Genomic DNA, 26,155 nt, shown 5'->3' with positions numbered 1-26,155 from the left:
TTCCCTCCTCTATGAAAGCATATGCTTAGGTTTCGGTTGCCTTCAATATTCGAAGTCGAGTTTTCATCTTGGAGACGCATCGTGATCAAAAGCGTACTTTTTAACTTCCTCTACCATTGTATGGGCGTGTCCGAGGTAATTATGATAAAATGGGATAATACGAATCCATGTTCGGGAAACGAGAGGGGCGGTTGGTTTGACAGCAACAGGAGCAGCATCGTTCGTTCACTTGCACGCGCACAGCGAATTCAGTCTGTTAGACGGAGCGGCGCGGATACGCGATCTGACCGCCAGAGCGGGGGAGCTCGGGATGAAGGCGCTCGCGCTTACGGATCACGGCGTTATGTACGGTGCGATACCGTTCTATCGTTCGTGCTTAGCGAGTGGCATCAAGCCGATAATCGGCTGTGAGCTTTATTTGACTGCGGGATCACGTTTCGAGAAGGGCGCGCGCAAGGACAACCCCACTTATCATCTGATCGTACTCGCCAAAAACGAGATCGGTTATCGTAATATTATGAAGCTCAGCTCGATCGGCCATCTGGAAGGTTTTCATTATAAGCCGCGCATCGACATGGAGTCGCTGGCGGCGCATTCTGAAGGCGTTATTTGTCTGAGCTCTTGCCTGAAGGGCGAAGTATCTCAGCATTTGCTCTATGACAAACCTGCAGAGGCGCAGGCAGCGGCACTCCGCTATAAGGCGATTTTCGGTGATGACTTTTACCTGGAGCTGCAAGACCACGGCATGCTGGAGCAGAAGAAGGTAGCGGCCGCGATGATCGAATTGGCGAGGACCCAGGGCATAAAGCTGGTTGCGACTAACGACGTACATTATCTGCAGCCTGAAGATGCAGAGGTACAGGATGTATTGATTTGCATTGGTACTGGAAAAACGGTTGATGACTCGGATCGGCTGCGTATCGGGACGAATCAGCTTTATATGAAAAGCGCTGATGAGATGGAGTCGCTGTTCCGGCATGTGCCTGAGGCTATACATCATACGCTCGAGATTGCAGACAAATGTAATTTGGAGCTTACGCTCGGGAGAGCCGCACTTCCGGTCTTCCGGCCTGTACCTGAGGGCAGCAATTCGCCTGCATATTTGGCGGAGCTTTGCCGTGACGGTTTGGTTGCGCGATACAGCGGGTTACCTGCATGGACGGAGGATGAGCATTACCGTAAAGGTGCCGAAGAGAGATTGGACTATGAGTTGTCCGTTATCGAGAAGATGGGATTCAGCGACTACTTCCTGATCGTCTGGGATTTCATTAGATTCTCGCATGAACGCGGGATCCGGACGGGGCCGGGTCGGGGATCCTCGGCAGGAAGTCTAGTTGCGTACGTATTGCGGATAACGGATGTCGACCCGCTTAAATATAAGCTATTGTTTGAACGGTTTCTTAACCCTGAGCGGATTTCCATGCCGGATATCGATATTGACTTCAACGATGAACGAAGGGATGAAGTCATAGCTTACGTATCGGCCAAGTACGGCGAAGAGCATGTCGCGCAAATCATCACATTCGGTACAATGGCAGCCAAAGCGGCTGTGCGCGACGTAGGTCGCGCGCTGAACGTTCCGTTCCAGGAGGTGGATCGCGCAGCGAAGCTGATTCCCGGTCAGCTGGGTATTACGCTTGCGGAAGCGTTAAGGAGCAGCGCTGAACTGCGCGATGCCTGTGAGAAGCAGCCGAAGACTAACGCACTGCTGAAGACGGCAATGAAGGTCGAGGGCATGCCGCGGCACGCATCCACTCACGCAGCAGGCGTTGTCATTGCCAAGGAGCCGCTGACTGAATATGTGCCACTGCAACAAGGCGGTGAATCCATTCCGCTGACCCAGTATTCGATGGAGCATCTGGAGGCTGTCGGTCTTCTCAAGATGGATTTTCTTGGACTGCGAACGTTGTCAATTCTGGAGCGGACGCTCGTCTGGATTAAGGAATTAACAGGCAAGGAGATCGACTTTAGAAACATTAACGACGCTGACCAGGATACCTATGCGATGCTGGGGCGTGGAGATACAACGGGTATATTCCAGCTGGAGTCGGCGGGTGTCCGGCGGGTTCTGCGCGAGATGAAGCCGACAGAATTCGAGGACATTATATCCGTGCTGGCATTGTATCGTCCGGGTCCGATGGAATTTATTCCTCAATATATTGCGGGCAAACATGGCACGCAAGTGGTTCAATACCCGCATCCTTCGCTTGAGCCGATACTTGCCGATACGTACGGAATTATCGTATATCAGGAGCAGATCATGCAGATCGCCTCTCTCATGGCTGGTTTCTCGCTAGGAGAAGCCGATCTTCTTCGCAGGGCGGTTTCGAAGAAGAAACGCGAGGTGCTGGACGAAGAACGCGGACATTTCGTGAAAGGGAGTATGTCGCAGGGCTACACGGAAGTCGAAGCGAATCGCGTCTACGATATGATTGTCAGGTTCGCCGATTACGGCTTCCCGCGCGCCCATGCAGCGGCATATGGCGTGCTCGCGTTTCAGACGGCATGGCTGAAGGCGCATTATCCCGTTCCGTTTATGGCATCGATGCTGGCCTCCGTGACAGGAAACATGCGCAAGACGGCAGAGTACGCCGACGAATGCAGACGTACAGGTATACCTGTGTTGCCCCCGGATGTGAACGAAAGCGGAATCTCGTTTACACCGGTAGGAGGCTCCGTTCGGTTCGGACTTGCATCTGTCAAGAATGTAGGGACGCAGGCCATCGATGCCATCACAAGAGAACGGGGAGATGGACCGTACGAAAGCTTACTCGATTTGTGCAAGCGAGTGGATCTGCGTGTTGTGAACAAACGGGTGCTTGAATCGCTTATTCAGGCAGGCGCATGTGATTCCTTCCCTGGTCATCGCGCGCAGCTGCTTGCCGCACTTGATGAGACGGTGGAGACCGCGCAGAAGTGGCGCAAGGAACGAGAAGAGCTCCAAATCGAAATGTTCGGCTTCGAAGAAGTACAGAACTGGGATGTAGAGCTGCCGGAGGTTCGAGCATTTGCCACTTCGCAGCTGCTGGATTTCGAGCGCGAACTGCTTGGGATGTATTTATCAGGTCATCCGCTTGACAATGTTTCGGCGAAGCTAGAGGATTTGGAGCTTGATCGGCTGGTTGAATTGGCGGACGCGACAGATGGATACGTGGCGCATATAGCCGTTATGGTGGCTGGCCTCAAGCCGTTCACTAACAAGAAGGGAAATGCAATGGGATTCCTGGAGGTCGAAGACAGAATCATGCGTGTCGAAGCCGTCGTTTTCCCTGCAGTCTGGAAACGTTGCGGCGACAAGCTGAAGCGAGAAGGACTCTATATCATGCAAGCAACTGTACAACAACAAGATGACGACTATAAGCTGCTCATCGAGGATGTTGTGCCGCTTGATGAGAGTCATACGCGAGAGGCTTTATCAGCCCATGTAAGACGATTGCGCCAACAAGCGCGCAACCGAGCCGCCCGGACAGCCGGATATGGCGCGTCTGGATCCGTCCCGCCAGCAGCACAGAGCGAGGGCGGCAAGAAGCCGGTCCAGCCAGCGGGAACGGAGAGGAGCTCCGCGGCTTCTAGTCCATCTGCCAAGGAGCGGGCCACAAGGCAGCAGCGAATGTACATCAAGATTACAACGGAGAAGGAACGTTCGGATGTGTTGAACAAGCTGAAGCAAGCACTTGTCTCTCACCCGGGACGACTGGATACGGCTTTATTTTATGAAGGGGACGGTAAGGTAATTGCACTAAGCGAAAGCCATCGGGTTACGCCAACACCCGCGCTGAAGGCGATGATTGAGCGGCTGCTTGGACCGGATACTGTTGTCATCCGATAGATCAATCCTCCCATATTTCTATGCACATTATAGCTTGTACGAGCATATGCATAGAGATACAAGCAGTAGCGAGAGGATGAAGCCGATGAACGGAATTGAGAAGTGGCTGGCTAAACGCGGAGTGAGCGTGGACGACGTGGCTGAGATCGTATATACCCTGCAAAGACCCTACAATCCGGATCTGACGATTGAAGAATGCGAGATAAGCGTGAGAGCTGTCCTCGAGAAACGTGAGGTTCAATATGTGCTCTACACGGGCATTGCGCTTGATGAGCTTGCCGAGAGGAGATTGCTGCCAGAGCCGCTTCAGTCGATCATGGAGCGCGACGAATCGTTATACGGCGTGGATGAGACTTTAGCGCTCGGCATTACGAATGTATACGGGATGATTGGCTTAACCAGCTTTGGTTATTTGGATAAGGTGAAGCCTGGCATTATTCGTCAATTAAATATTAAAGGCGAGAAAATTCACGTGTTTCTAGATGATCTGGTAGCAGGTCTCGCCGCTGCGGCATCTGCAAGAATAGCCCATGGCGACCCCAAGGCGAACCAATATCATTTGCCCGAATCGCCATGATTATGTTATGATTACGAGATCATATGGCCTTTGACAGGTCTGTTTATGTATTGACGATAAGGTCGACATGGATCGATGTAATTCAATAACACACAATATTTGGTTGTGAGAGTGTCAAGCCGCTCGGATACATCTCCGTAATGGCTTGGCATTCATTCGCGATAAGACAAGCCATGCTGCTAGTCGGCATCGAAAGAATTCTCGGATCGAAGCGAGCCTCGCCTTCGGAGGAAGGCGTAAGCCAGTTTCACCTAGCGGCAAGCTTCAGGAGGTACCAAGATGTGGACGGTTATCTACATTGCACCAACAGCAAAAATGGCAGAAAACATTAAGAAACGACTAACGGAAGAAGGTTTTCTAGTCAAAATTCGGTCTGTTAATCTGTCTAAACAGCAATATGAGATTCTAGTGCCATCCGGCGAGCTGGAGGAAATTCAAGAAGTGTTTAACTCCATTATTCGCCCATGACGGCCGGTTCAATATTATTGCGCCTTGAGGGGTGTAGCATACGTGCAAATTAAGGACTTATTCTCGAAAAAAAAATACGCAACCATTCCTTCGGCGGCGACAACGGAGCGTCCCAAACGCGATATTCCGGAAGGTCTGATGAACAAGTGCTCGAAGTGCGGCACGATTCATTACAGCAAGGAACTGGAGAAAAACTTGAAGGTATGCTCGTCATGCGGACATCATTACCGGCTTAGCGCGTGGGAGCGGATCGGGATGACGCTCGATGACGGGCGTTTGTTTGAATACGATGCAGAGATGGAATCGGTAGATCCGCTAGGCTTTCCGGGCTACAAGAACAAGCTGGAACAGCAGAAGGCGAAATCTAATTTGCGGGATTCCGTCGTAACAGGAGAGGGCTCCATCGGAGGACTCCCAGTAGTTGTTGCTGTTATGAGCTTCGATTTCTTTACAGGCAGTATGGGCTCCGTTGCAGGAGAGAAGATTACAAGAGCGATTGAGGCAGCACACGAGAAACGTCTGCCGATTATCATATTCTCTACTTCGAGCGGCGCGCGCATGCAGGAAAGTATTTTGAGTCTCATGCAGATGGCCAAGACAAGCGCTGCATTAGCGAAATTCCAGGGTGACGGTGGATTGTATATTTCCGTCTTTACGGATCCAACGACTGGCGGCGTATCCGCTAGCTTTGCGAGCCTTGGTGACTATAATTTGGCCGAGCCCGGTGCATTGATCGGTTTCGCTGGCCGGATTGTTATCGAACAGACGATTCGCCAAAAGTTGCCTGATAACTTCCAGACGGCTGAATTCAATCTGCAGCATGGTCAGCTCGACAAGGTTGTTCATCGCAAGGATCTGAAACAAACGTTAACGCAATTGCTTGATATGCATAGTGCGAAGGAGGGGTCGTTCGATGGCGAATGAGCTGCCTTTCGAGAAGCCGGTCGTTGAGCTTCGCCAGAAGATCAAGGAACTCAAGAGCCTGAGCGTGGACAAGGGCATCGACTTTACAGAAGAGATTCTCCGTCTGGAGGAGCGCTGCAGACAGTTGGAAGAAGAATTGTACAGCGAATTGACTGCTGCGCAGAAGATGCATTTGGCACGCCATCATGGACGTCCGACATCGCTTGATTTTATTGGTGCTATCTTCACAGATTTTATGGAGCTTCATGGAGATCGTTTGTTCGCGGACGATCTTGCTATCGTGGGCGGTCTTGCCAAGCTGAACGGTTTGCCGGTTACGGTAATCGGACATCAGAGAGGCAAGGATACTCGCGACAACATTGCCCGTTTCTTCGGCAGTCCCCATCCGGAGGGCTTCCGCAAGGCGCTTAGGCTCATGCAGCAAGCGAATAAATTTGGTCGCCCGATTATTACTTTTATCGATACGAAGGGCGCTTATCCCGGCAATACGGCCGAGGAGCGGGGCCAATCCGAAGCGATTGCCCGCAACCTTAGGGAGATGGCTGGCTTCGGCGTTCCGATCATATGCGTGGTCATCGGAGAAGGCGGTAGCGGCGGCGCACTAGCACTTGGTGTAGGTAACCGGGTACTGATGCTGGAGAACGCCATTTATTCCGCAATTTCGCCTAACGGCGCGGCATCCATCCTGTGGAAGGATGCTTCAAAAGCCGACCAGGCTGCGGAAGCGATGAAGATCACTGCAAAGGATTTGCTCGAATTCGGTATAATCGAGGGTATTATAGAAGAGCCGCAAGGCGGAGCGCATCGAGATCTAGAGTGTCAGTCTGCTGCGATCAAGCGCGAGCTGATTGTACACCTGAAGCAGTTGTTAGGCATGTCGTCCCAAGAGCTTATCGAAGACAGATATAACAAATTCCGCAAGATCGGCTATTTCCAGATGGGAGAACGCAAGCTGGATGAGAATAACGGTGACACCGATTCTCAGGATGTCCCATCCGCATCAGCATCCGAGCAAGATCAAGAAGTAGCGCCAACGATTAATTAGCTGCAACCATTTCGTTACAACCGCCCGTGACAAGGACAAGTCTTAGCCGGGTGTGCATGTATAACAATAACTACGACATTTCAGGCATTAAACGGAGGAACTTAACCATGCGTAAAACAAAGATCGTTTGTACAATCGGACCTTCCAGCGAATCGCTGGAAAACACAAAAAAACTGATTCAGGCGGGCATGAACGTCGGCCGACTCAACTTCTCTCATGGAGACTTCGAGGAGCATGGCAACCGCATCAAGAACATTCGCAAAGCGAATATTGAGCTTGGCACTTCCGTTGCGATCCTGCTTGACACGAAGGGACCAGAAATTCGTCTCGGCAAGCTCAAAGAAGAGCCGATCGAGCTGCTTCAAGGGGATGCCATCACGCTGACAACTGAGGAAATCTTGGGTGATCGTACTCGAATTCCGGTTACGTACAGCAATCTTCCTAACGATATTACGGTTGGTTCCACAGTTCTAATCGACGACGGTCTGATCGGCTTGACGGTAGAATCCGTTGAAGGTACTGAAATTCATTGCCGCATCGTGAACAGCGGTCCGATCAAGAGCAAAAAAGGCGTTAACGTGCCAGGCGTAAAAATTTCGCTTCCAGGCATTACAGAAAAGGACGCAGGCGACATCGTCTTCGGCATTGAGCAAGGCATCGATTTCATCGCGGCTTCATTTGTTCGTAAGGCAAGCGACGTGCTTGAGATTCGTGAGCTTCTTGAGAAACATAATGCGGGTCATATCCAAATCATCTCCAAAATCGAAAACCAAGAAGGCGTGGATAATCTCGACGAAATTCTTGAAGTGTCCGACGGCCTTATGGTTGCGCGTGGCGATCTCGGCGTAGAGATCCCTGCCGAGGAAGTTCCGCTCGTACAGAAGATGATGATCAAGAAATGTAACCGTGTAGGTAAACCTGTCATTACAGCAACCCAAATGTTGGACTCCATGCAGCGAAACCCACGTCCAACTCGCGCGGAAGCGAGTGACGTAGCCAACGCTATCTTCGATGGCACAGATGCGATCATGTTGTCCGGCGAGACGGCGGCAGGCAAATATCCAGTGGAATCCGTTCAAACGATGTCCCGCATCGCTGAACGCGCTGAGAGCGCACTGGAATATCGCGAGATCTTCATGAAACAAGCCAATGCTCAACAAGTATCGGTAACGGAGGCGGTAAGCCAATCCGTAGCAAACTCTGCGCTCGATCTGAACGCAAAGGCAATCGTAACGTCGACGCAAAGCGGCTTCACAGCACGTATGGTATCGAAGTACCGTCCAAAATCGCCAATCATCGCTGTTACGACTGATGAGCGCACAATGCGTCGTCTGGCTCTTGGTTGGGGCGTAATTCCAGTCAAAGGAACAGATGCCGATACAACGGACGAAATGTTTGAAATTGCGGTTAAAGGCGCTATGGGCACAGGCTTGCTGAGCCTTGGCGACACAATCGTTATTACCGCTGGCGTACCTGTAGGACGCGCTGGTACAACGAACTTGATCAAGATTCACCATATTGGCGAATTGCTTGCTCAAGGTCAAGGCATCGGCAGCCAAACGGTAACGGGCAAACTTGTTGTAGCACGCACGCCCGAAGAAGCTATTGCTAAGATGACTCCTGGCGATATTCTTGTGGCAATCTCCACAGACAAAGAATATATGCCGGCATTTGAGCAAGCAGGCGCGGTTATAACTGAGCAAGGCGGCATTACGAGCCATGCAGCGGTTTGCGGTCTGAATCTCAGCATTCCGGTAATCCTAGGCGTTACAGGCGGAACGGACAAGCTTGCTGACGGCATGGAAGTAACGGTGTATGCAGAGACAGGCTTTATCTACTCCGGACAGTCCAAAGTTCTGTAATTCGGCGAAAAATTGGATATCAACATAAAGAAGCGATGGTGAATTCACCATCGCTTTTTCTCCAATTCAGGGTTATGTGCATCTGTACATATTCATAGCGAGGGAAAGAGGGTATCATATGGCATCAAGTCAAAGCGACTGGCAACTGCATCCGCTGCGCGTCCGTTATCAAGAAACGGATCAGATGAGTGTCGTATTTCACGGCAATTATGTAACCTGGTTCGAGATTGGACGTACGGAATGGATACGAAGCGCAGGTTATGACTATAAAACAATTGAAGCAAAGGGTTTGCTGCTGCCCGTTATCGATCTGCAATGCCGATACATCGCGCCTGCACGATATGATGACAAAGTGATTGTCTGCACGAGGGTAGAGGACGCGACGGCTCTTCGTGTTTCATTCGCTTCACAAGTACGGAGAGTGACGTCTGATGAACAATGGCTCGTCTCAGAGGTGCCACACGGAGAAGAACTGCCGGGTGAGCTGCTTGCGGAGGGCGGAACCAAACATGTCTGGGTGGGAGAGGACTGGCAGCCGACGCGGCTAAGTAAAGCGATGCCCGAGTTGTACGAATGGCTGTCATCGGTTCGCAAATAATGTGCGGAAAAAGTTCTATTTTTGGCGAAGGAGTGGAATAGGATGTATAAGTGGCTTCTTGTAGTCATTCTGATCGTGCCTATTATCGAAATTTGGGCTATCCTGCAAGTTGGAGATTGGCTTGGAGGCTGGACGACTTTCTTAATTATACTTGCAATGGGTATTGCCGGCGCATATTTCGCCAGAATGGAAGGGCGCAAGGTGTGGCTGGAGGCGCAGAGGCAGATGGAGACCGGTCAGATGCCGGGGCGTTCTCTAATTGATGGCTTGTGCGTGCTGTTGGGCGGTCTATTGCTGCTCTTGCCGGGCTTCCTCTCTGATATTGTGGGGATTGTATTACTCCTCCCTATGACACGTCCCATCTTCCGCGGTATCGTCCTGCAGTGGCTGGAGAAACGAATGAGAAACGGTAATTTTACGATTCGTAGATTCTAGAATTAGGCGGCTGATGGTGACGTAGACAAGCGGCGTTAACGGAAATTTTACAAATCGTTAATATGCCAATAATAGTCTTGGCTCACAATGGAAAGGACCATGAATAGCAAGAACCCTGTAGGAGGAAAAAAATGACCAAGCAAGTATCGCATTATGTGAACCGGGACTTGAGTTGGATAGAATTTAACCGCAGGGTGCTGGAGGAAGCACAAGATATTCGTAATCCTCTCCTTGAGCGTGCCAAATTCTTATCAATCGTATCCAGCAATCTTGATGAATTTATGAGTGTGAGGGTCGCAGGCATACAGGATCAGCTGAGAGCCGGACTGACAAAAATGGACTTTACGGGCTATACGCCGGCTGGACTGTGGAAGCGCCTGATTAAACGTACAACTAGTATGGTTGTCGAGCAATACCGCACGTATCGTGAGATATTCCGAGCATTGGCCAAAGAAGGGATCTGTATCCGAAGCATCGACGATTTGAATGTCGCCCAGACTAAGGCAGTTTCGGATTATTTTCATGAAATCGTGTTTCCAGTCTTAACGCCAATGGCGGTGGATCAAAGCAGACCATTCCCGCTCGTTCACTCCAAGGAGCTGTATCTTGCCGTGCTGTTGCAACGCGATGGAGCGGCTCCGGAGGAGGAACCGTTGTTTGCGATTGTGCAGGTACCGTCGATCCTGTCCCGATTCGTCCCCGTACCAGGTCGCATCAATAGCAAAAAGCTGGAGTTTGTTCTGCTTGAGGAGCTGATTGAAAGGTTTATTAACACGCTCTTTAACGGGTACACGCCATATTCGGTCAATCCGTTCCGTATTACACGCAACGCAGATTTGACACTCAACGAAGAAGGTGCCGAAGATCTGCTTGAGGAGATCGAGAAGGAGCTGCGTCGACGCCGGTGGGGGATTCCCGTCAGGATGGAAGTCGCAAAAGGAATGCATCCGTACGCCCTTGAGATGCTGAGAGAGGAACTGGAGATCGAGGATAACTTGTTTGAGATCGATGGTCCGCTAGACTTAAGCTTCTTGATGAGGTTTAGTAACAGCCTGCCGGGGTACGATAATCTTCGTTATGAGAAGCTTGAACCGGTCTATCCAAGGGAATTCGAAGATACCGATGATATGTTTGAGGTTATTCGTCAACGCGATGTACTTATGTATCATCCCTACGAGTCGTTTGAAGCGGTAAATGATTTTGTAGAGCAAGCAGCTTATGATCCTAACGTATTGGCAATCAAGATGACATTATACCGTGTCAGCGGCCAATCTGCGCTCGTACAGGCGCTTGCAAAGGCTGCCGAGTCGGGCAAACAAGTGACGGTCGTGGTCGAGTTAAAGGCGAGGTTTGACGAGGAACGTAATATCGCATGGGCAAGACAGCTGGAGAAGGCGGGCTGTCATGTCGTATACGGCCTTGTCGGTCTCAAGACGCATGCCAAAATATTATTGGTTGTACGCAGGGAGCAAGGCACACTTCGCCGCTACGTGCATGTTGGTACAGGCAATTACAACGATAGTACGGCTACACTGTATACGGATATCGGCTTGTTCACCTCGCATCCTGTTATCGGGGGTGACGCATCAGCACTGTTTAACGAAGTTACGGGCTATTCGTCCCCTTACGAATGGAAGGCATTCGGGGTGGCGCCTGCAGATTTGAAGGAAAAGTTGTACCGTCTAATTGAGCGGGAAAAAGCTAATGCACTTGCTGGCAAGCGTGCGCATATTATCGCGAAGATGAATTCCTTGTCAAACAAGGAGGTCATCGACAAGCTTTATGAGGCGTCACAGGCGGGGGTCAAAATCGAGCTTATTGTGCGGGGTGTTTGTTGCTTGCGTCCAGGCGTGCCAGGTCGAAGCGAGAATATTAAAGTCATTAGTATCGTAGACCGTTTCTTGGAGCACTCCAGAGTGATGTATTTCCTCAACGGCGGTTCTGAGGAGGTATATCTTTCGAGTGCCGATTGGATGACTCGCAATCTGACGAAGCGTATCGAGTTAATGTGCCCGGTATACCAGCCTGCGCTGCGTACAATCCTGATCAAAATGCTTAAGATGAACCTTGAAGATAACGTCAAAGCCAGAGAGCTGAAGCAAAATGGCATGTATGAAAGCGTTTTGCAAAACGGCAATGACAAACCATTCCGAAGTCAGTTCGAAGCGAGAAGAATCACACTTTGGAAAGAACATGGGTAGTCGGAGTTTCCCGTTCAACTCGAACGACTCGAGAAAAGCGCCAAGCTTGTTGCCATGAAGGAACATGCTTGGCGCATTTTGTTTGCAAGGACTGCTTTAAGGCTCTAGCACAGGCTCTAGCTCCCAATGTTTCTTGAACTCCGAAGATAGTTCCTCGATTTCTCGCCTTTCAAGTGCGAGAGAGCCTCTTGGAAGCTGTGGGGTTAGGATCAGTTGCGCATCCTGCACTCGAATACGCAATTCTCCAATCCGCTGTGTTTCACTTCGGTCGAGAGCAGCGGCAAGCTGCAGCAGCATGCCGAGTTTAACGATTATATCCAGATCGGCTTCGGATAGGAGAAGCCGATACGGCGCAGTTTGCGTCTTGGCTTTTCCTTTTCCTCGGAAGCTTGCTATCGCTGCCGTCATGACGAGCTCTCGATGTGTCATTCCGTTCAACTGGGAATGGACGATCAGATAGAACGTATGCGGCGCATAGTCATAGTAATCGATTGAAGCGCCGATTCTGTGCAGCTGCGAGGCGGTATCGAGCAGCCTTGTAGCTTCGGCTGCAAGCGGCACTTGACTCTTCAAGATATCTACGAGCTCAAGCGACAATCGGTTCACTTGCATCACGTGCTGCTTAGGCGCTTCCGTATGCAACGAGCTGAGGTTCTTCAGGCTATAGGCCAGCGGATCGGCCAGTCTGGGAGCATTCGGGAACCGGGTTGAGTGGAATAAGCCATCCCTTAGACCTGCGCCGCATATGCGATAATGGCTCGCGCGGATTATTCGTGAGATAACGCGCAGTATGGCGATGCCAGGGATGATCACGTCAGCACGATCCTTGGACAGGCCGGGCAGCTTGCGCCGGCGATCCAGGGGCATGGCGCGCATCGTATGGAATAACTCGTCCACGCCCTGCTTCTCGATAATGTAATTATGGGTTTGACGCAGCGGATAGTCGATGGCAGCCTGATGGACCTTGCCAAGCGCCCGCACAGTCCCGCCTACTCCAATTAACGGAAGTCCAGAAATTTCACCTATCCATGGATGCTCCTTAACGGCTGCGGTTACGATCGTTTCAATGGCTTTCAGCGATTCATCGGACAAACCTTCCTTCGAATCGAAAGTTTTGTTCATGCTGACGCAGCCGAACGGAAAGGAGACGGATTGGATTAATTCCCTGTCTTTGAATAACGAAACCTCGGTGCTGCCTCCGCCAATATCAATTAAATAACCTTGATCTGCATCAAGTGAGTTAATCATGCCAAGGAAACCAAACGAGGCTTCGTCTTCTCCGGATAGAAGCTCGATGACGAGACCTGTACCGATCTTAATCTGACCCAGAATCTCGTCGCGATTAACCGCGTTGCGGATGGCGGCCGTTGCGACGGCCCGAATCTGCCCGATGTCATGATTGGCGCAGATTAGCGTGAAGTGGTTGAGTGTATCGACAAGTTCAACGATATCTTCTTGAGGAAGGGATCCGCCTTCATCCATCTTGCCGCTCAGCCGCGTCGAACGTTTGCTGCCGTCAACGACCCGATGACTGCCCCTGTCCGTTCTTTCGTAGACGACGAGGCGTACGGAGTTGGATCCTATGTCGATAATTCCTATACGTTGTCCGGTTATGGCGATACCTCCGTTCAGGCAAGTGCTTTAGTCTTCTGGACATTTTATCATATATTCGGCCAATTTTCGAAGTATAATACCTTCCCTTCTGTGGAATAATTACTTGTCGAGGATAGATTTGTTCGATCGTTATTTATGGCCGGATAAAGCGATTCAAATTATGTATGATGCTGATAAAGCATTTTTATGTCCCGTTTTGTTGGCTTCATGGGCAAAATCAATTATGATTAATAGCGACAATCAGAAATGTATTCCAACTGTTTGAATAATAATTGATGTATAAAAGGAGAGAGAACGATGACAGCAACCAAAGGTCTTGAAGGCATCGTCGCAGCTGCTTCGTCCATCAGTTCGATCATTGATGGAGTGCTGACGTATCGCGGCATTAATATCGACGATCTTGCCGAGAACGCTTCCTTCGAAGAAGTTGCCTACCTGCTCTGGTATGGCAAGCTTCCGAATCGTTCCGAGCTTGATAAGCTTCAGCAACAATTGGACGAGTATGCGGCAGTACCAAGTGCGGTGCTCGAAGGCATGAAGCTCTACCCGTCCCAAACCAATTCCATGGCGGCTCTCCGTACGGCGATTTCCAGCCTTGCTCTGTATGATCCGGCTGCTAACGACATGAGTCCAGAAGCGAACCAACTTAAAGCGATTAAGCTGCAAGCGCAGCTGCCTACGATCGTTGCTGCTTTCTCGCGTATCCGCGAAGGCAAAGACCCGATCGCGCCGAAGAAGGGCGTTTCTATCGCTCACAACTTCCTATACATGTTAACAGGCAACGAGCCGGCTGAAGTAGCAGTTAAGGCTCTTGATCAAGCCCTTGTTCTGCATGCAGACCATGAGCTTAACGCATCCACGTTTGCAGCACGTGTAACGGTTGCTACGCTTTCCGACATTTATTCCGGCATTACCTCTGCGATCGGCGCTCTCAAAGGACCGTTGCATGGCGGCGCTAACGAAGCCGTAATGGTTATGTTGGAGGAGATTGGTTCGTTCGCGAACGTAGAGAGCTACATCAATAACGCGCTCACGAACAAACAGAAAATCATGGGCTTCGGTCACCGCGTTTACAAAAACGGCGATCCGCGCGCCAAGCACCTGCAACAAATGTCCCGCGAGTTGGGTAAGCTTAACGGCAATATGGAGCTTTACGAGATGTCGGTTAAGATCGAAGAATTGGTTACAGGCCAAAAAGGTCTGAAGCCGAATGTCGATTTCTATTCCGCTTCCGTATACACAGCGCTAGAAATTCCGCGCGACCTGTTTACTCCAATCTTCGCGATCAGCCGCTTGTCTGGCTGGAGCGCGCATATTCTGGAGCAATACCAAGACAACCGCTTGATCCGTCCGCGCGCCGACTATGTAGGTCCAGTCAACGCAAAATACATTCCGATCGAGCAACGCTAATACACCTTGGGAGAAGAGAGGGAGCAAGCTGACGGCTTGTTCTCCTTTTCCTTGTTTGCAGCACAACGTATCATACATCCAACCATTATTTAGGAGGAATTCATTCATGGCAACATTCGAGAAATACGCGCTTCCAACAGAAGGCGAGCAAATTACAATTGACAATGGCAAACTGCAGGTCCCTAATCAGCCGATCATTCCTTTCATCGAAGGCGACGGCACAGGTCGTGACATCTGGCGCGCTTCCAAGCGTGTTCTTGACGCAGCAGTAGAGAAAGCATACAACGGCGAGAAAAAAATCGCTTGGTATGAAGTATTCGCAGGCGAGAAGGCGTTCAACGAATACGGCGAATGGCTTCCAGCTGACACATTGACAGCAATCCGCGAATACATCGTTGCGATTAAAGGACCTTTGACTACGCCAATCGGCGGCGGCATCCGTTCCCTTAACGTCGCGCTTCGTCAAGAGCTGGACCTGTACACTTGCTTGCGTCCAGTTCGTTACTTCGCTGGCGTACCATCCCCGGTTAAACGCCCTGAGCTTGTAGACATGGTTATCTTCCGTGAGAATACAGAAGATATCTATGCAGGTATCGAGTATGCAGAAGGTTCTGCTGAAGTTAAAAAAGTAATTGCTTTCTTGCAAAATGAAATGGGCGTTAAAAACATTCGTTTCCCTGAAACTTCGGGTATCGGTATCAAGCCAGTTTCCGCAGAAGGTTCGAAACGTCTGGCTCGCGCTGCGATCGAATATGCGATCAAACACGGTCGTAAGACTGTAACACTTGTACACAAAGGCAACATCATGAAGTTCACAGAAGGCGCGTTCAAAAACTGGGGTTACGAAGTAGCCGAGCAAGAGTTTGCTGAACAAACGTTCACTTGGGGACAATATGACCGTATCAAAGAAGCTGAAGGTACAGACGCAGCGAACAAAGCTCAAGCTGATGCTGAAGCAGCTGGCAAAATCATCGTAAAAGACGCAATTGCGGACATCGCTTTGCAACAAGTATTGACTCGTCCTACAGACTTCGACGTAATCGCGACGTTGAACTTGAACGGCGACTACCTGTCTGACGCTCTTGCTGCACAAGTTGGCGGCATCGGTATCGCACCAGGCGCTAACATCAACTACCTGACAGGTCATGCGATCTTCGAAGCTACTCATGGTACAGCTCCTAAATACGCGGACAAAGACGTTGTGAACCCTGGTTCCGTTATTCTGTCCGGCGTTATGATGCTTGAGCACCTGGGCTGGCAAGAAGCGGCTGACCTGATCTACAAAGGTATGGAAACTTCGATCAATAACAAAACGGTAACTTACGACTTCGCGCGTCTGATGGAAGGCGCAACTGAAGTGAAGTGCTCCGCATTTGCAGACCAAATCATCACAAACATGTAATCAAAAGTCGCAAACATACCCTCGGCCGCCTCTAGGCCGAGGGCTTCGGCGTCTTTTGAACGGGAGGGTAAACTCATATGGCAATCAAACGCAACAAAATTACGGTAGTCGGGGCAGGCTTTACTGGCGCAACAACAGCGCTAATGTTGGCACAGAAGGAACTTGGCGACGTCGTTCTGCTTGATATCGCGCCGCTTGAGAACCCAACCAAAGGAAAGGCGCTCGATATGCTTGAGGCTACGCCGGTGCTTGGTGTAGATGCGAAAATTATCGGTACGGCCAACTACGAGGATGCTAGAGATTCCGATGTCGTTATTATTACAGCGGGTATCGCGCGCAAGCCTGGCATGAGTCGTGACGATCTTGTTAATACCAACGCAGGTATCGTTCGTTCCGTATGCGAAAGCGTGAAGGCTACGAGCCCAAATGCTTATGTGATCATCTTGAGTAATCCCGTTGATGCCATGACGTACGTGGCGTTCCAAACGCTCGGATTCCCTAAGAACAGGGTCATTGGCCAATCCGGTGTGCTCGATACGGCTAGATACTGCACATTCATCGCTCAGGAGCTTAATGTTTCGGTTGAGGATGTACGTGGTTTCGTGCTTGGCGGACATGGCGACGATATGGTACCGCTTGTACGTTATTCCAACGTTGCTGGTATTCCGATCGAGAAGTTGATTTCCGCTGAACGGATCGATGCGATCGTACAACGCGCACGCGTAGGCGGCGGTGAAATTGTTGGATTGTTAGGCAATGGCAGCGCCTATTATGCGCCTGCCGCATCGCTTGTCCAGATGACCGAAGCCGTACTTAAGGATAAGAAACGAATCATTCCCGTCATCGCTTATTTGCAGGGCGAATACGGCTACGACAATTTGTTTATGGGCGTACCTGCGGTATTAGGCGGCGACGGTATTGAGAAGATTATTGAGCTGGAACTAACATCGGAAGAAAAGGCGGCGCTCGACAAGTCCGCCGATTCCGTCCGTAACGTCATCAGCGTTGTCGAGGCGGGTTAGAAGCAGCCGTCCACACATATACGAAGGCCGCATCTTACGGCCGTTACAGGAGGACCCTGACAGCTGTTGCCAGGGTCCTCTTCTTTTTTTTTCAGAAGCAGATGGAGAGGAGGATCGGAATGGAAGAAGCATACTCGATCTTAAAGCAAGTTTATGGTTACGATACCTTCCGTAAAGGGCAAGCAGAGATTATTGAGGGGATCGTGGAAGGGCATGATACGCTTGCGATCCTTCCGACGGGGGGAGGAAAGTCGATCTGTTATCAGCTTCCTGCATTGCTGTTGCCAGGCACGACGCTTGTTATTTCTCCACTTATCTCGCTCATGAAGGATCAGGTGGATAGTCTGCGCAGACTTGGTGTATCCGCGGCCTATCTCAATAGCTCGCTTGGTGCCGCCGAGTACAGAGATGTGCTGCGAAGCGCTATGCAGGGCGAATATAAGCTGTTGTACGTTGCCCCGGAGCGTCTGGATTCTGCCATGTTTCAATCGTTATCCGAACAACTCCAGATTCCGCTTATCGCTATCGACGAGGCACACTGCGTATCGCAGTGGGGGCATGATTTCCGGCCGAGCTACAGACAGCTGGCAGGTTGGATCGGTCGTATGTCGAACCGCCCTCTGGTAGCGGCCTTTACGGCAACGGCCACGCCTGAAGTGGCCGAGGATATCGAGGCGATGCTGAGGCTAAGAGAGCCGCGTCGTTTCGTAACGGGTTTCGCGAGACCAAACCTCTCGCTTTCGGTCGTGACCGGAGTGGACAAGAAGCGGTTTCTTGCCCAGTTTCTGAAAGATCGTCCCGATCAGTCCGGCATTATCTATGCGGCTACCCGAAAGGAGACAGATGAGGTATGCGCGATTCTGAAGTCTAGTGGAATTGAGGCGGACAAATACCACGGAGGTCTAAGCGATGTCGAGCGAGCAGAAGCGCAAGAGTCGTTCCGATTCGATCGCAGCAAGGTTATGGTGGCGACTAATGCGTTCGGTATGGGGATCGACAAACCGAATGTCAGGTTCGTGCTTCATTGGCAGATGCCTGGCGACCTGGAGTCGTATTACCAAGAAGCAGGCAGGGCAGGACGGGATGGCGAGGAAAGTGATTGTATTCTGTTATTCGAGCCTGCCGATATGCAAGTCCAACGCTTTCTAATCGAGCAGGGCACTGGCGACACGGATCGTAAGTCGATTCAGTTGTCCAAGCTGAACCTGATGATGAACTATAGCCGGACACAGCGCTGCCTGCAGCAATTTATCGTCGACTACTTTGGCGAATCGGACGTCGTCCCTTGCGGGAAGTGCAGCAGTTGTCTGGACAAAAGTGAGGCCGTCGATCGAACGGAGGAAGCGAAGATGGCGCTCTCCTGTGTTGGCCGCATGAAGGGACGTTTCGGCGTCATGATGGCCGCCAAGGTGCTTAAGGGCTCGAGGGACAAGCGATTGCTGGAGTTCGGACTAGATCGGTTGACTACATATGGTCTTATGAGTCGGCTTCCTGAGCGAGAGATTGCGGATTGGCTCTATTGGCTTGTCGCGGAAGGGTATATGAGGCTAAGCGAAGGACAATATCCGACGGTATCGCTTACCGCGAACGCTCTCCCCGTGCTTGAGGGCAAACAGAATATAACCCAGCGTATGCGCGTGACGGTCAAACAGACCGCCGGCGGATCGTCGGCAATCGAGTCCTCGCCGCTATTCGAAGCGCTGAAGCAGTGGAGAAGAGAGGCTGCAGCAAGAGAAGGCGTGCCGCCGTTTATGATTTTCTTCGACTCCACGCTTAAAGATATAGCGGATGCAAAGCCACGGGATTTGAATTCGTTGCTGACTCTGAAGGGGATTGGCGCTGCCAAAGGAAACAAATACGGCGAAGATCTGCTGCGGATCGTAACGGAGTTTGCCGGAATGGGTGATGGTGTAAGCAGTTCAGCGGGGACAGGAGCTACAAAGTCGCGTGCGGTTACGCGTGCTGTAGCCGTTGGTGAAACACCGAGCCACCTCGTGTCGCTAACCATGTTTAACGAAGGCATGACGACGGCAGAGATCGCGAAGGAACGCGGCTTCAGCCAGGTAACAGTGGAGGGTCATATTATCCGCGGTGCTGGCGAAGGGAATGAAGTGGATTGGGAGCGTATTGTTCCACCGGATCAAGAGTTGCTTATTCTGGCGGCGATCGAAAAGGTAGGCGCTGAGAAATTAAGGCCGATCAAGGACGAGCTTCCGCCTGAGGTCGCGTATTTCTCGATTCACGGGGTTCTGTGCAAGCATGGAATTGGACAATAACAGAGACATTAACAGATATAATGCCCGCGGGAGAGATCCTGCGGGCTTTAACGTGTTTGGCTGTAAATAGCAGCATTACAAGGCAATGATTTCGACAAGCATCCATACGCCGATCAGCCCCAGCACGAGACCGGATCCCTTCTCTGCCCATTCGCCAAGGTAACGCTTAAGCTTGGCTCCGAAAGTAAGTCCAATCCAAGTGAATACGAAGGACTGGATCGCTATCATCATAATGGTGAATACAATCGGCAATTGCATCAATCCGGCGGAAAAGCCGACAGCAAGCTCGTCCAAGCTGATGCCGATTGCTACTGTAATGAGTGCCCATCCGACGAGCGGCTGCTCGGACGCCCTGTCAGCATCTTCGTCTCGGTCGAACCAAACAAAATAGACTGCTACACCGATCAACATCAGTGCGCCAATCGCCGATATGACGCCATCGAAATAATGGCCGAGCGCTGCTCCAATGATCATACCGGCAATGGGCATGAGGGATTCGGCTAAAGCAAACACTAACGCGATTTGCATCTTGTTCCCTGACTTTTTTCTGAGCCCCAATGAGGATGAAATAATTAAAGCATCGAGGCCTAGCGACAAGGTTATAAGCCCTGCGTACAACATCTCCATCATTCATCCACCATCCTTGTATCCAAATATATACACAATAACAAGTTCGTAGTACAAGCATGGAATAAATTCACCGCTCCTATGGGAATCTAATGAAAACAGTATCAATATCCTTTAGAAGGCTGGTGTTCAATAATGTTAGCTAAATGGTTGTTAAGGCTCAGTATCCCCCTTGTCGTGCTAATGACCGCGTCTCATGTTTATGCTTATGCTGGAACGGACAACGGAGGAAATGGCGGGTTAGGTGGCGGTATGGGGACCAATAGGTCCGTCGTGAACGAAGGGATTACTACAAAAAGCTACGATTCAAGGATGGACAAGATGGACCACTCGTCAAACGTTAGTGTATACGGAACGGGAACGGGCAGCCAGTTCTTGAACGTAAATACGGACACTCCTCGCGCAATTGGCAATATCCCGCAATATCAAATGGATTCTTATACCGGCAACGATTTTCATGCCGCATCGACAACGTCCACTAAAACGACAAATTGGAGCTGGCTGGGTCTGATTGGACTGCTCGGTTTATTCGGATTTCGTAGCCGTAATCCAGAACGTAACAATTAAGAACGCAACAATTAAGAAGCCCAGAGAACCAATTTGATTCTTGGACATCCACAAGCCGACATATAATGGATTACAATCATGTCGCCTGCAAAAGTCCATAGAGAGGAGGGCTGGCCATGTGGGTAAAACCAGAATTCAAAATTATCGATCTATGTGCCGAAGTGACGGCATACTCTTATAAGAAGTAATTTGTCATGCCGGTGCAAACCGGCATCTTTTTCTATAAGGGGGGATGATATGATCATTAAAGTGTTAGGCTCCGCGGCAGGCGGGGGGTATCCGCAATGGAATTGCGCATGCCCCAATTGCATACGATTGAGAGCCGGCGACACCGCGGTAAGCGCCCGCAGCAATGATTCATTGGCTGTAAGTCCCGATGGGATCCACTGGGCGCTGCTCAACGCTAGTCCGGATATTTGCGAGCAGGCAGTTTCGCACGACTGTCTCCACCCTGGACCTTCCCTACGTGGTTCCCCCATTAAAGCCGTATTGCTGACGGACGCTGAATTAGATCATACAACAGGTCTTCTCCAACTCAGACAAGGCTCCTCCATTCAAGTATACGCTCCTGCTCCTGTTCTTCATGCTCTTGCAAATGACTTCCCGATTCGCCGAATGATTGAACCTTTTGCGAGTTTTGAATGGTTAGAGGCGATGCCAGAAGAATATTTCCCACTTTTTGGGGGGAAATTATTAGTATGTCCATTTTATTTGAGCGACAAGTTTCCTCGGTATATCGAGTCTAATCAACCCCTTCAGGAGCGGGACCATTGGGTGATTGGCTACCGCATAATGGATCGATCAACTGGAGGCGTCGCTGTCTACGCGCCTGGAATAGAGGCATGGTCGCCGATATTGGAGCGACATATGGAAGGCGCAGATTGTCTGTTCATAGACGGTACCTTCTGGTCTGGTGATGAGCTGCGTGCGCTGGGAATATCCGATCTGGACGCCTCTGATATGGGACACATCCCGATATCCGGAGCGAATGGAAGTGCCGAACGGCTTGCGCGTTTACACGCGCGACGCAAAGTCTATATTCACATTAATAACACGAATCCGATATTAGTAGAGACTTCGTCTGAACGCCGAAGTTTGACTGCCCTTGGTATTGAAGTTGGATTTGACGGAATGGAGATGGAGGTTTGATGTTGGAGTCTTATTTGCTTTCGAATGAACAATTCACGTCGCGATTGCGACAGGTAGGAGAGAAGTATTATCACGACAAACATCCCTATCATATTGCCATGCATGCAGGAGAACTTTCCCCGGTGCAGCTTCGAGCCTGGATCGCTAACCGCTTTTATTATCAGAAGAACATCCCGATTAAGGACGCGCTGATCCTGTCCAAATTGCCGTCCATCAATGATCGCCGCGAATGGATTCAACGTATTATCGATCATGACGGGAGAGAAGGCAGTGAAGGCGGCATTGAAGCATGGGTTCGGTTGGGTGAGGCGGCAGGTATACCGCGAGAAGAAATGCTGGATGAACGCCATGTGCTTCCGTCTGTCAGGTTCGCCGTTGATGCATATGTGAACTTCTGCAGGCTTGAGCCATGGCCAATAGCTGTCGCTTCTTCATTGACAGAGTTGTTCGCCCCTACTCTAGTATCCAAGCGGATCGGAGTATTCGAGCAGCTATACCCATGGATTCTTCCGGAAGGACTCGCCTACTTCCAAGCCCGGCTTCACCAAGCTCCACGTGATGCAGATCATGGCCTGAGTATCGTATTGCGCGAATGCAGCGATCGCAGCGACCAAGAGCAGGCAATTAACGCTTTGCGTTTCAAATGTAATGTACTATGGTCGCTCTTGGACGCATTAAGTTTGGCTTATCCCATTTCCGCTGATGCTGGAGCTAATGGCCGATGAGTGTATGGGCGCTGTCGGAAAGGCCGATACTGCGCAGTCCAGGCCGCATGAAATACGATAAGGCCCGTCAGATGGAGCTGTTGCTGCTGCCGGAGCGAGTCGTCGAGCTTAACGAGGCGGCCGCAGCGATTCTCAGGTCTTGCGACGGGCAGCGTACAATTGCACAAATCATCGAGGAACTCGAGTTGAAATATAATCAGACAGGTCTCAGTGATGACATTATGGAGTTCTTCGTTGCGGCTGCGGAGAAAGGATGGTTGGAGCCATGTCAGTAAGTTTGCCTTATGCCTTGACCGCGGAGCTCACTCATCGCTGTCCGCTTCATTGTCCATACTGCTCGAACCCAATGGAATTGCAGAAAAGAGAGAATGAGCTGACGACGGACAAATGGCTAAGCGTGTTAGAGCAAGCTAGCGAGCTAGGGGTTGTGCAGGTACATTTCACTGGCGGAGAGCCCTTGCTGCGCTCGGATCTGGTGCAATTGGTAAGGTATGCTCGAGAACTGGGGCTGTATGTCAATCTCATCACGAGCAGCGTCGGCTTGACGGATGGGCGAGTCCGGCAGCTGGCAGAGGCTGGGGTCGACAGCATTCAACTTAGTCTTCAGGCCGCGTCGGCAGACATTTCCGATCACATTGCCGGCTTCAAAGCTCACGAGCTGAAACGACAAGCTGCTAATTGGATCCGTGCAAATGGTCTCGCTCTAAATATGAACGTCGTTCTCCATAAGGGCAATCTGCATCAGTTCGAACAGATTATCGAACTTTGCGCGGAATGGGGGGCACAGCGTGTGGAGCTGGCTAACGCACAGTATTATGGCTGGGCTTTGCATAACGTACATAAACTGTTGCCGCGGAGAGAACAGCTCCAGGAGGCAGAAGCCGCATTTGTTAAAGCAAACGAGCGATATGGCAATCAAATGGAACTTATTTGGATTTTACCTGATTATTACGAGGATTTCCCGAAGCCCTGTATGGGCGGTTGGGGCAAACTTTCACTTACGGTTGCTCCTGACGGAAGGGTATTGCCCTGTACGGTCGCATCAGAGATTCAGAGCTTGTCTTTCGAAAATGTGAAGGAACGCGATCTGGCTTGGATATGGCATCATGCCCCTTCGTTTAACGTTTTCCGAGGCTATGATTGGATGGAGGAGCCATGCAGAAGCTGTGAGCGGCGCGAGCTGGATTATGGCGGATGCCGCTGTCAGGCTTTCCTGTTGACAGGCGACGCTCGGGCTGCAGATCCGGTATGTATACATTCTCCTCATCGCAAGGAAGTCATGAACCGGGTGGACTTGACCGGGCATGACGAAAGTGCGGAAGCTACTTATACTTACCGCGGCAGGTGATCGTGAGTTGAGAATATTCGATGCGCACTGCGATGTGCTCAGCAAGCTATTACAAAATCCTGAACTGGATTTTGCCAATGGCCAAGAAGGTTTGGATGTTACGCTGAACAGAATGTTGTCATCAGGCATCTGTGTTCAGAGCTTTGCCGTCTATCTGCCGCAGCGATGGTCGCGAGAATTTACGTATGTGCTGGAGAGCATCGACTTATTCTACGAACGTATTCTTTCCTTGCCTCAAATGAAGATAATCCGCACTCAATCCGATTTGCGAATCGCCTTGAACGGAGATCGGATCGGAGCCATGCTGTCTCTTGAAGGCGTAGATTCACTTCATGGGAACCTGGCCTATCTACGTATTCTATACCATCTTGGACTAAGGACCGTCGGCATTACCTGGAACCGCGCCAACTGGGCGGCAGACGGTGTGCTCGAGCCTAGAAAAGGCGGTTTTACTTCGGCGGGAATGGACTTGATTAGCGAATGCAACCGCCTGGGCTTGATCATGGACGTCTCCCATCTTGCAGAGAAAGGCTTCTGGGAGCTTATCGAAGCTTCCCGGAAGCCTGTCATTGCTTCTCATTCCAATGCAAGTGCAATCAGCCCTCGCTTAAGAAATCTATCAGACGATCAAATCAGAGCACTCATTCAAAGGGATGGCGTCATTGGGATTACATTCGTCCCTCCGTTTGTGAGTACAGAACAACTGGTTTCGTTAGATCAATTGCTGCTTCATATTGACCACGTTTGCGCATTGGGCGGCAAGCGTAATATCGGCTTTGGCTCTGATTTCGACGGGATACAGGAATGGATCACCGGTTTGGAGCACGCTGGTCAGTACGACAGGCTGGTCAATCTATTGTTGAAGCACTATAAGGAAGAGGATGTCGAGCACTTCGTTTACGGTAATTGGTCCCGATTCTATCTGGAGCATCTGCCGATCGAATAGCCGTCCATCAGGATGCCGAATACTCTACTTTCGGATCTGTTGATTTAGGTTGCAAATATTCGCCAGGCAGCTCGTCCCCCGCCTTCAGTATGTTCGCCTGCTCGATAAACTTTTTCAGTTTCATCTCAATGAAGAGCGGGTGCTTGTCCCAAACCTCCTTATGGACTGTCAGAACGAACCGGCCAAGTTCATCGGGTATCGTCACAGAATAGGAAGTACCGAGAGGTACGTCTAGTCCGGCAAGCAGGCCGGAATATGTCGCTCCCTTCGTAGTCGTGCCTACAAGGTAAGGCGGCTTATCATCGATCACGAGCCCTTCTCTTGGCAGTTGAATCTCAATATCAACGCTTGTGTTCCGCGGCAGGCTAAATACTTTGCCCTCGGGCAGCGTGTATCTGCGCGTACCTACGATTACTGTAAGATTCGTGTCCTCGGCCTCCGGCCAGTACATCATCTCGTATCGCCCTTCCTTATCGGTCGGGGTTGACTTGGCAAAGCCCTCACCTTGATCTCGGTCGATCCATACGATTGCGTCCTTAACAGGATTTCCATCGGCATCGCGCAATTGTCCTGCAATCCGGTACTTGTCTGCCTGGAAATATGAAATGATGTCACCCGAATTGCTCGTGATCCTGGCGTGCACCATAACCTTGCTCGCGTCTTCAGCTGACGGTACTACCTTCGATACTTCAATAGGATGGAAGATGCTGATAGAGGAGGAAATCGACCTTATGGATGCCGTTTCTTCATTCCCGATTGGCTTGCTATCGATTGAAGCGCCTTCGAGCGAAATGACGCGAAGGTGCTTCATGGCGATTAGACTTCGGTCCACCAACAGCTCAAAGGTTCCGTCTTCTCCTGTTTGTATGCTCCTGCCATTAGAATCGGTTTGCAGCAGGGCGCCTGCGACTGGCCGATCTCCAAGTGTCAGTCTGCCTTTGACAGCAGCCAAGTGGGAGCTGTCATGTCGCCATGCCTTGACGGCAAAGCTCGACTGCTCCAGCTCCAATCTGGCCCCAATGTCATTTGTTCTTGCAATTGCAATTGAGCTAGGATCTGTCAAGAAGACTGCCGCAACAGCAGACAACACAAACAGTCCCGTCATGATTCTTCTAATCATAGTCGTAATC

Annotated in this window: 23 protein-coding genes; 20 read left to right on the top strand and 3 right to left on the bottom strand. The window is 50.7% G+C overall.

Annotation, left to right across the window (positions count from 1 at the left end):
- Nucleotides 1-196: 196 nt before the first annotated feature.
- From ACX1C1_RS25370 to ppk1, 9 genes are all read left to right on the top strand, one after another.
- Nucleotides 197-3,829 (top strand): DNA polymerase III subunit alpha, encoded by a 3,633-nt coding sequence (locus ACX1C1_RS25370; protein ID WP_458954892.1) that lies wholly within the window; start codon nucleotides 197-199, stop codon nucleotides 3,827-3,829.
- Between the two features lie 85 nt (nucleotides 3,830-3,914).
- On the top strand, nucleotides 3,915-4,406 hold the full coding sequence (locus ACX1C1_RS25365; RefSeq protein ID WP_458954891.1) for a phosphatidylglycerophosphatase A family protein: 492 nt from the start codon (nucleotides 3,915-3,917) through the stop codon (nucleotides 4,404-4,406).
- Between the two features lie 279 nt (nucleotides 4,407-4,685).
- Entirely contained in the window at nucleotides 4,686-4,874 is a 189-nt protein-coding gene (locus ACX1C1_RS25360; protein WP_458954890.1) for a glutamate decarboxylase, read from the top strand.
- Nucleotides 4,875-4,916: 42 nt separating this feature from the next.
- The gene (gene accD / locus ACX1C1_RS25355; RefSeq protein ID WP_458954889.1) at nucleotides 4,917-5,798 is read left to right on the top strand and encodes an acetyl-CoA carboxylase, carboxyltransferase subunit beta; all 882 of its coding nucleotides are present in this window, start codon (nucleotides 4,917-4,919) and stop codon (nucleotides 5,796-5,798) included.
- The gene (locus ACX1C1_RS25350) at nucleotides 5,788-6,843 is read left to right on the top strand and encodes an acetyl-CoA carboxylase carboxyltransferase subunit alpha (RefSeq protein WP_458954888.1); all 1,056 of its coding nucleotides are present in this window, start codon (nucleotides 5,788-5,790) and stop codon (nucleotides 6,841-6,843) included. The genes accD and ACX1C1_RS25350 overlap by 11 nt, the downstream gene beginning before the upstream one ends.
- A gap of 107 nt (nucleotides 6,844-6,950) precedes the next feature.
- The gene (pyk, locus tag ACX1C1_RS25345; RefSeq protein WP_458954887.1) at nucleotides 6,951-8,705 is read left to right on the top strand and encodes a pyruvate kinase; all 1,755 of its coding nucleotides are present in this window, start codon (nucleotides 6,951-6,953) and stop codon (nucleotides 8,703-8,705) included.
- A 118-nt stretch (nucleotides 8,706-8,823) separates the two neighbouring features.
- Complete coding sequence (locus tag ACX1C1_RS25340) at nucleotides 8,824-9,303, top strand: acyl-CoA thioesterase (RefSeq protein WP_458954886.1); 480 nt, start codon at nucleotides 8,824-8,826, stop codon at nucleotides 9,301-9,303.
- 42 nt (nucleotides 9,304-9,345) lie between these two features.
- Nucleotides 9,346-9,738, top strand: a complete 393-nt coding sequence (locus tag ACX1C1_RS25335) for an FxsA family protein (RefSeq protein WP_458954885.1) — start codon at nucleotides 9,346-9,348, stop codon at nucleotides 9,736-9,738.
- Nucleotides 9,739-9,869: 131 nt separating this feature from the next.
- Entirely contained in the window at nucleotides 9,870-11,939 is a 2,070-nt protein-coding gene (ppk1, locus tag ACX1C1_RS25330) for a polyphosphate kinase 1 (protein ID WP_458954884.1), read from the top strand.
- Nucleotides 11,940-12,035: 96 nt separating this feature from the next.
- Here the strand turns inward: ppk1 and ACX1C1_RS25325 are convergent, their stop codons facing one another.
- Entirely contained in the window at nucleotides 12,036-13,523 is a 1,488-nt protein-coding gene (locus ACX1C1_RS25325; RefSeq protein ID WP_458957797.1) for a Ppx/GppA phosphatase family protein, read from the bottom strand.
- A 327-nt stretch (nucleotides 13,524-13,850) separates the two neighbouring features.
- On the opposite strand from ACX1C1_RS25325, the gene citZ reads away from it, so the two are divergent.
- From citZ to recQ, 4 genes are all read left to right on the top strand, one after another.
- Complete coding sequence (gene citZ, locus ACX1C1_RS25320) at nucleotides 13,851-14,963, top strand: citrate synthase (RefSeq protein WP_458954883.1); 1,113 nt, start codon at nucleotides 13,851-13,853, stop codon at nucleotides 14,961-14,963.
- 106 nt (nucleotides 14,964-15,069) lie between these two features.
- The gene (gene icd, locus ACX1C1_RS25315; protein WP_458954882.1) at nucleotides 15,070-16,365 is read left to right on the top strand and encodes an NADP-dependent isocitrate dehydrogenase; all 1,296 of its coding nucleotides are present in this window, start codon (nucleotides 15,070-15,072) and stop codon (nucleotides 16,363-16,365) included.
- Between the two features lie 77 nt (nucleotides 16,366-16,442).
- The gene (mdh, locus tag ACX1C1_RS25310; RefSeq protein WP_458954881.1) at nucleotides 16,443-17,387 is read left to right on the top strand and encodes a malate dehydrogenase; all 945 of its coding nucleotides are present in this window, start codon (nucleotides 16,443-16,445) and stop codon (nucleotides 17,385-17,387) included.
- Nucleotides 17,388-17,506: 119 nt separating this feature from the next.
- Nucleotides 17,507-19,663: a DNA helicase RecQ gene (gene recQ, locus ACX1C1_RS25305; protein ID WP_458954880.1), complete on the top strand. Its 2,157-nt coding sequence runs from the start codon at nucleotides 17,507-17,509 to the stop codon at nucleotides 19,661-19,663.
- 75 nt (nucleotides 19,664-19,738) lie between these two features.
- Here recQ and ACX1C1_RS25300 read toward each other — a convergent pair whose 3' ends face one another.
- Nucleotides 19,739-20,293, bottom strand: a complete 555-nt coding sequence (locus ACX1C1_RS25300) for a manganese efflux pump MntP (RefSeq protein WP_458954879.1) — start codon at nucleotides 20,291-20,293, stop codon at nucleotides 19,739-19,741.
- 132 nt (nucleotides 20,294-20,425) lie between these two features.
- Here ACX1C1_RS25300 and ACX1C1_RS25295 point away from each other — a divergent pair, with 132 nt between their 5' ends.
- From ACX1C1_RS25295 to ACX1C1_RS25265, 7 genes are all read left to right on the top strand, one after another.
- The gene (locus tag ACX1C1_RS25295; RefSeq protein WP_458954878.1) at nucleotides 20,426-20,857 is read left to right on the top strand and encodes a WGxxGxxG family protein; all 432 of its coding nucleotides are present in this window, start codon (nucleotides 20,426-20,428) and stop codon (nucleotides 20,855-20,857) included.
- 116 nt (nucleotides 20,858-20,973) lie between these two features.
- Nucleotides 20,974-21,045, top strand: a complete 72-nt coding sequence (gene pqqA / locus ACX1C1_RS25290; RefSeq protein ID WP_458957796.1) for a pyrroloquinoline quinone precursor peptide PqqA — start codon at nucleotides 20,974-20,976, stop codon at nucleotides 21,043-21,045.
- A 49-nt stretch (nucleotides 21,046-21,094) separates the two neighbouring features.
- The gene (pqqB, locus tag ACX1C1_RS25285) at nucleotides 21,095-22,006 is read left to right on the top strand and encodes a pyrroloquinoline quinone biosynthesis protein PqqB (RefSeq protein WP_458954877.1); all 912 of its coding nucleotides are present in this window, start codon (nucleotides 21,095-21,097) and stop codon (nucleotides 22,004-22,006) included.
- Nucleotides 22,006-22,731: a pyrroloquinoline-quinone synthase PqqC gene (pqqC, locus tag ACX1C1_RS25280; RefSeq protein WP_458954876.1), complete on the top strand. Its 726-nt coding sequence runs from the start codon at nucleotides 22,006-22,008 to the stop codon at nucleotides 22,729-22,731. Before pqqB ends, pqqC begins: the two co-directional genes overlap by 1 nt.
- Complete coding sequence (gene pqqD, locus ACX1C1_RS25275; protein ID WP_458954875.1) at nucleotides 22,728-23,006, top strand: pyrroloquinoline quinone biosynthesis peptide chaperone PqqD; 279 nt, start codon at nucleotides 22,728-22,730, stop codon at nucleotides 23,004-23,006. Before pqqC ends, pqqD begins: the two co-directional genes overlap by 4 nt.
- Nucleotides 22,997-24,079 carry a pyrroloquinoline quinone biosynthesis protein PqqE gene (gene pqqE, locus ACX1C1_RS25270; RefSeq protein WP_458954874.1) on the top strand — a complete coding sequence of 361 codons (1,083 nt, stop codon included), beginning with the start codon at nucleotides 22,997-22,999 and terminating at the stop codon, nucleotides 24,077-24,079. The genes pqqD and pqqE overlap by 10 nt, the downstream gene beginning before the upstream one ends.
- Nucleotides 24,080-24,086: 7 nt before the next feature.
- Nucleotides 24,087-25,025, top strand: coding sequence for a dipeptidase (locus ACX1C1_RS25265; protein ID WP_458954873.1), 939 nt, complete (start codon nucleotides 24,087-24,089; stop codon nucleotides 25,023-25,025).
- Between the two features lie 7 nt (nucleotides 25,026-25,032).
- Here ACX1C1_RS25265 and ACX1C1_RS25260 read toward each other — a convergent pair whose 3' ends face one another.
- On the bottom strand, nucleotides 25,033-26,145 hold the full coding sequence (locus ACX1C1_RS25260) for a carboxypeptidase-like regulatory domain-containing protein (RefSeq protein WP_458954872.1): 1,113 nt from the start codon (nucleotides 26,143-26,145) through the stop codon (nucleotides 25,033-25,035).
- Between the last annotated feature and the right edge of the window lie 10 nt (nucleotides 26,146-26,155).

Source organism: Paenibacillus sp. strain BS8-2, from assembly GCF_054483835.1.
This window is presented reverse-complemented; position numbering and strand designations above follow the sequence as displayed.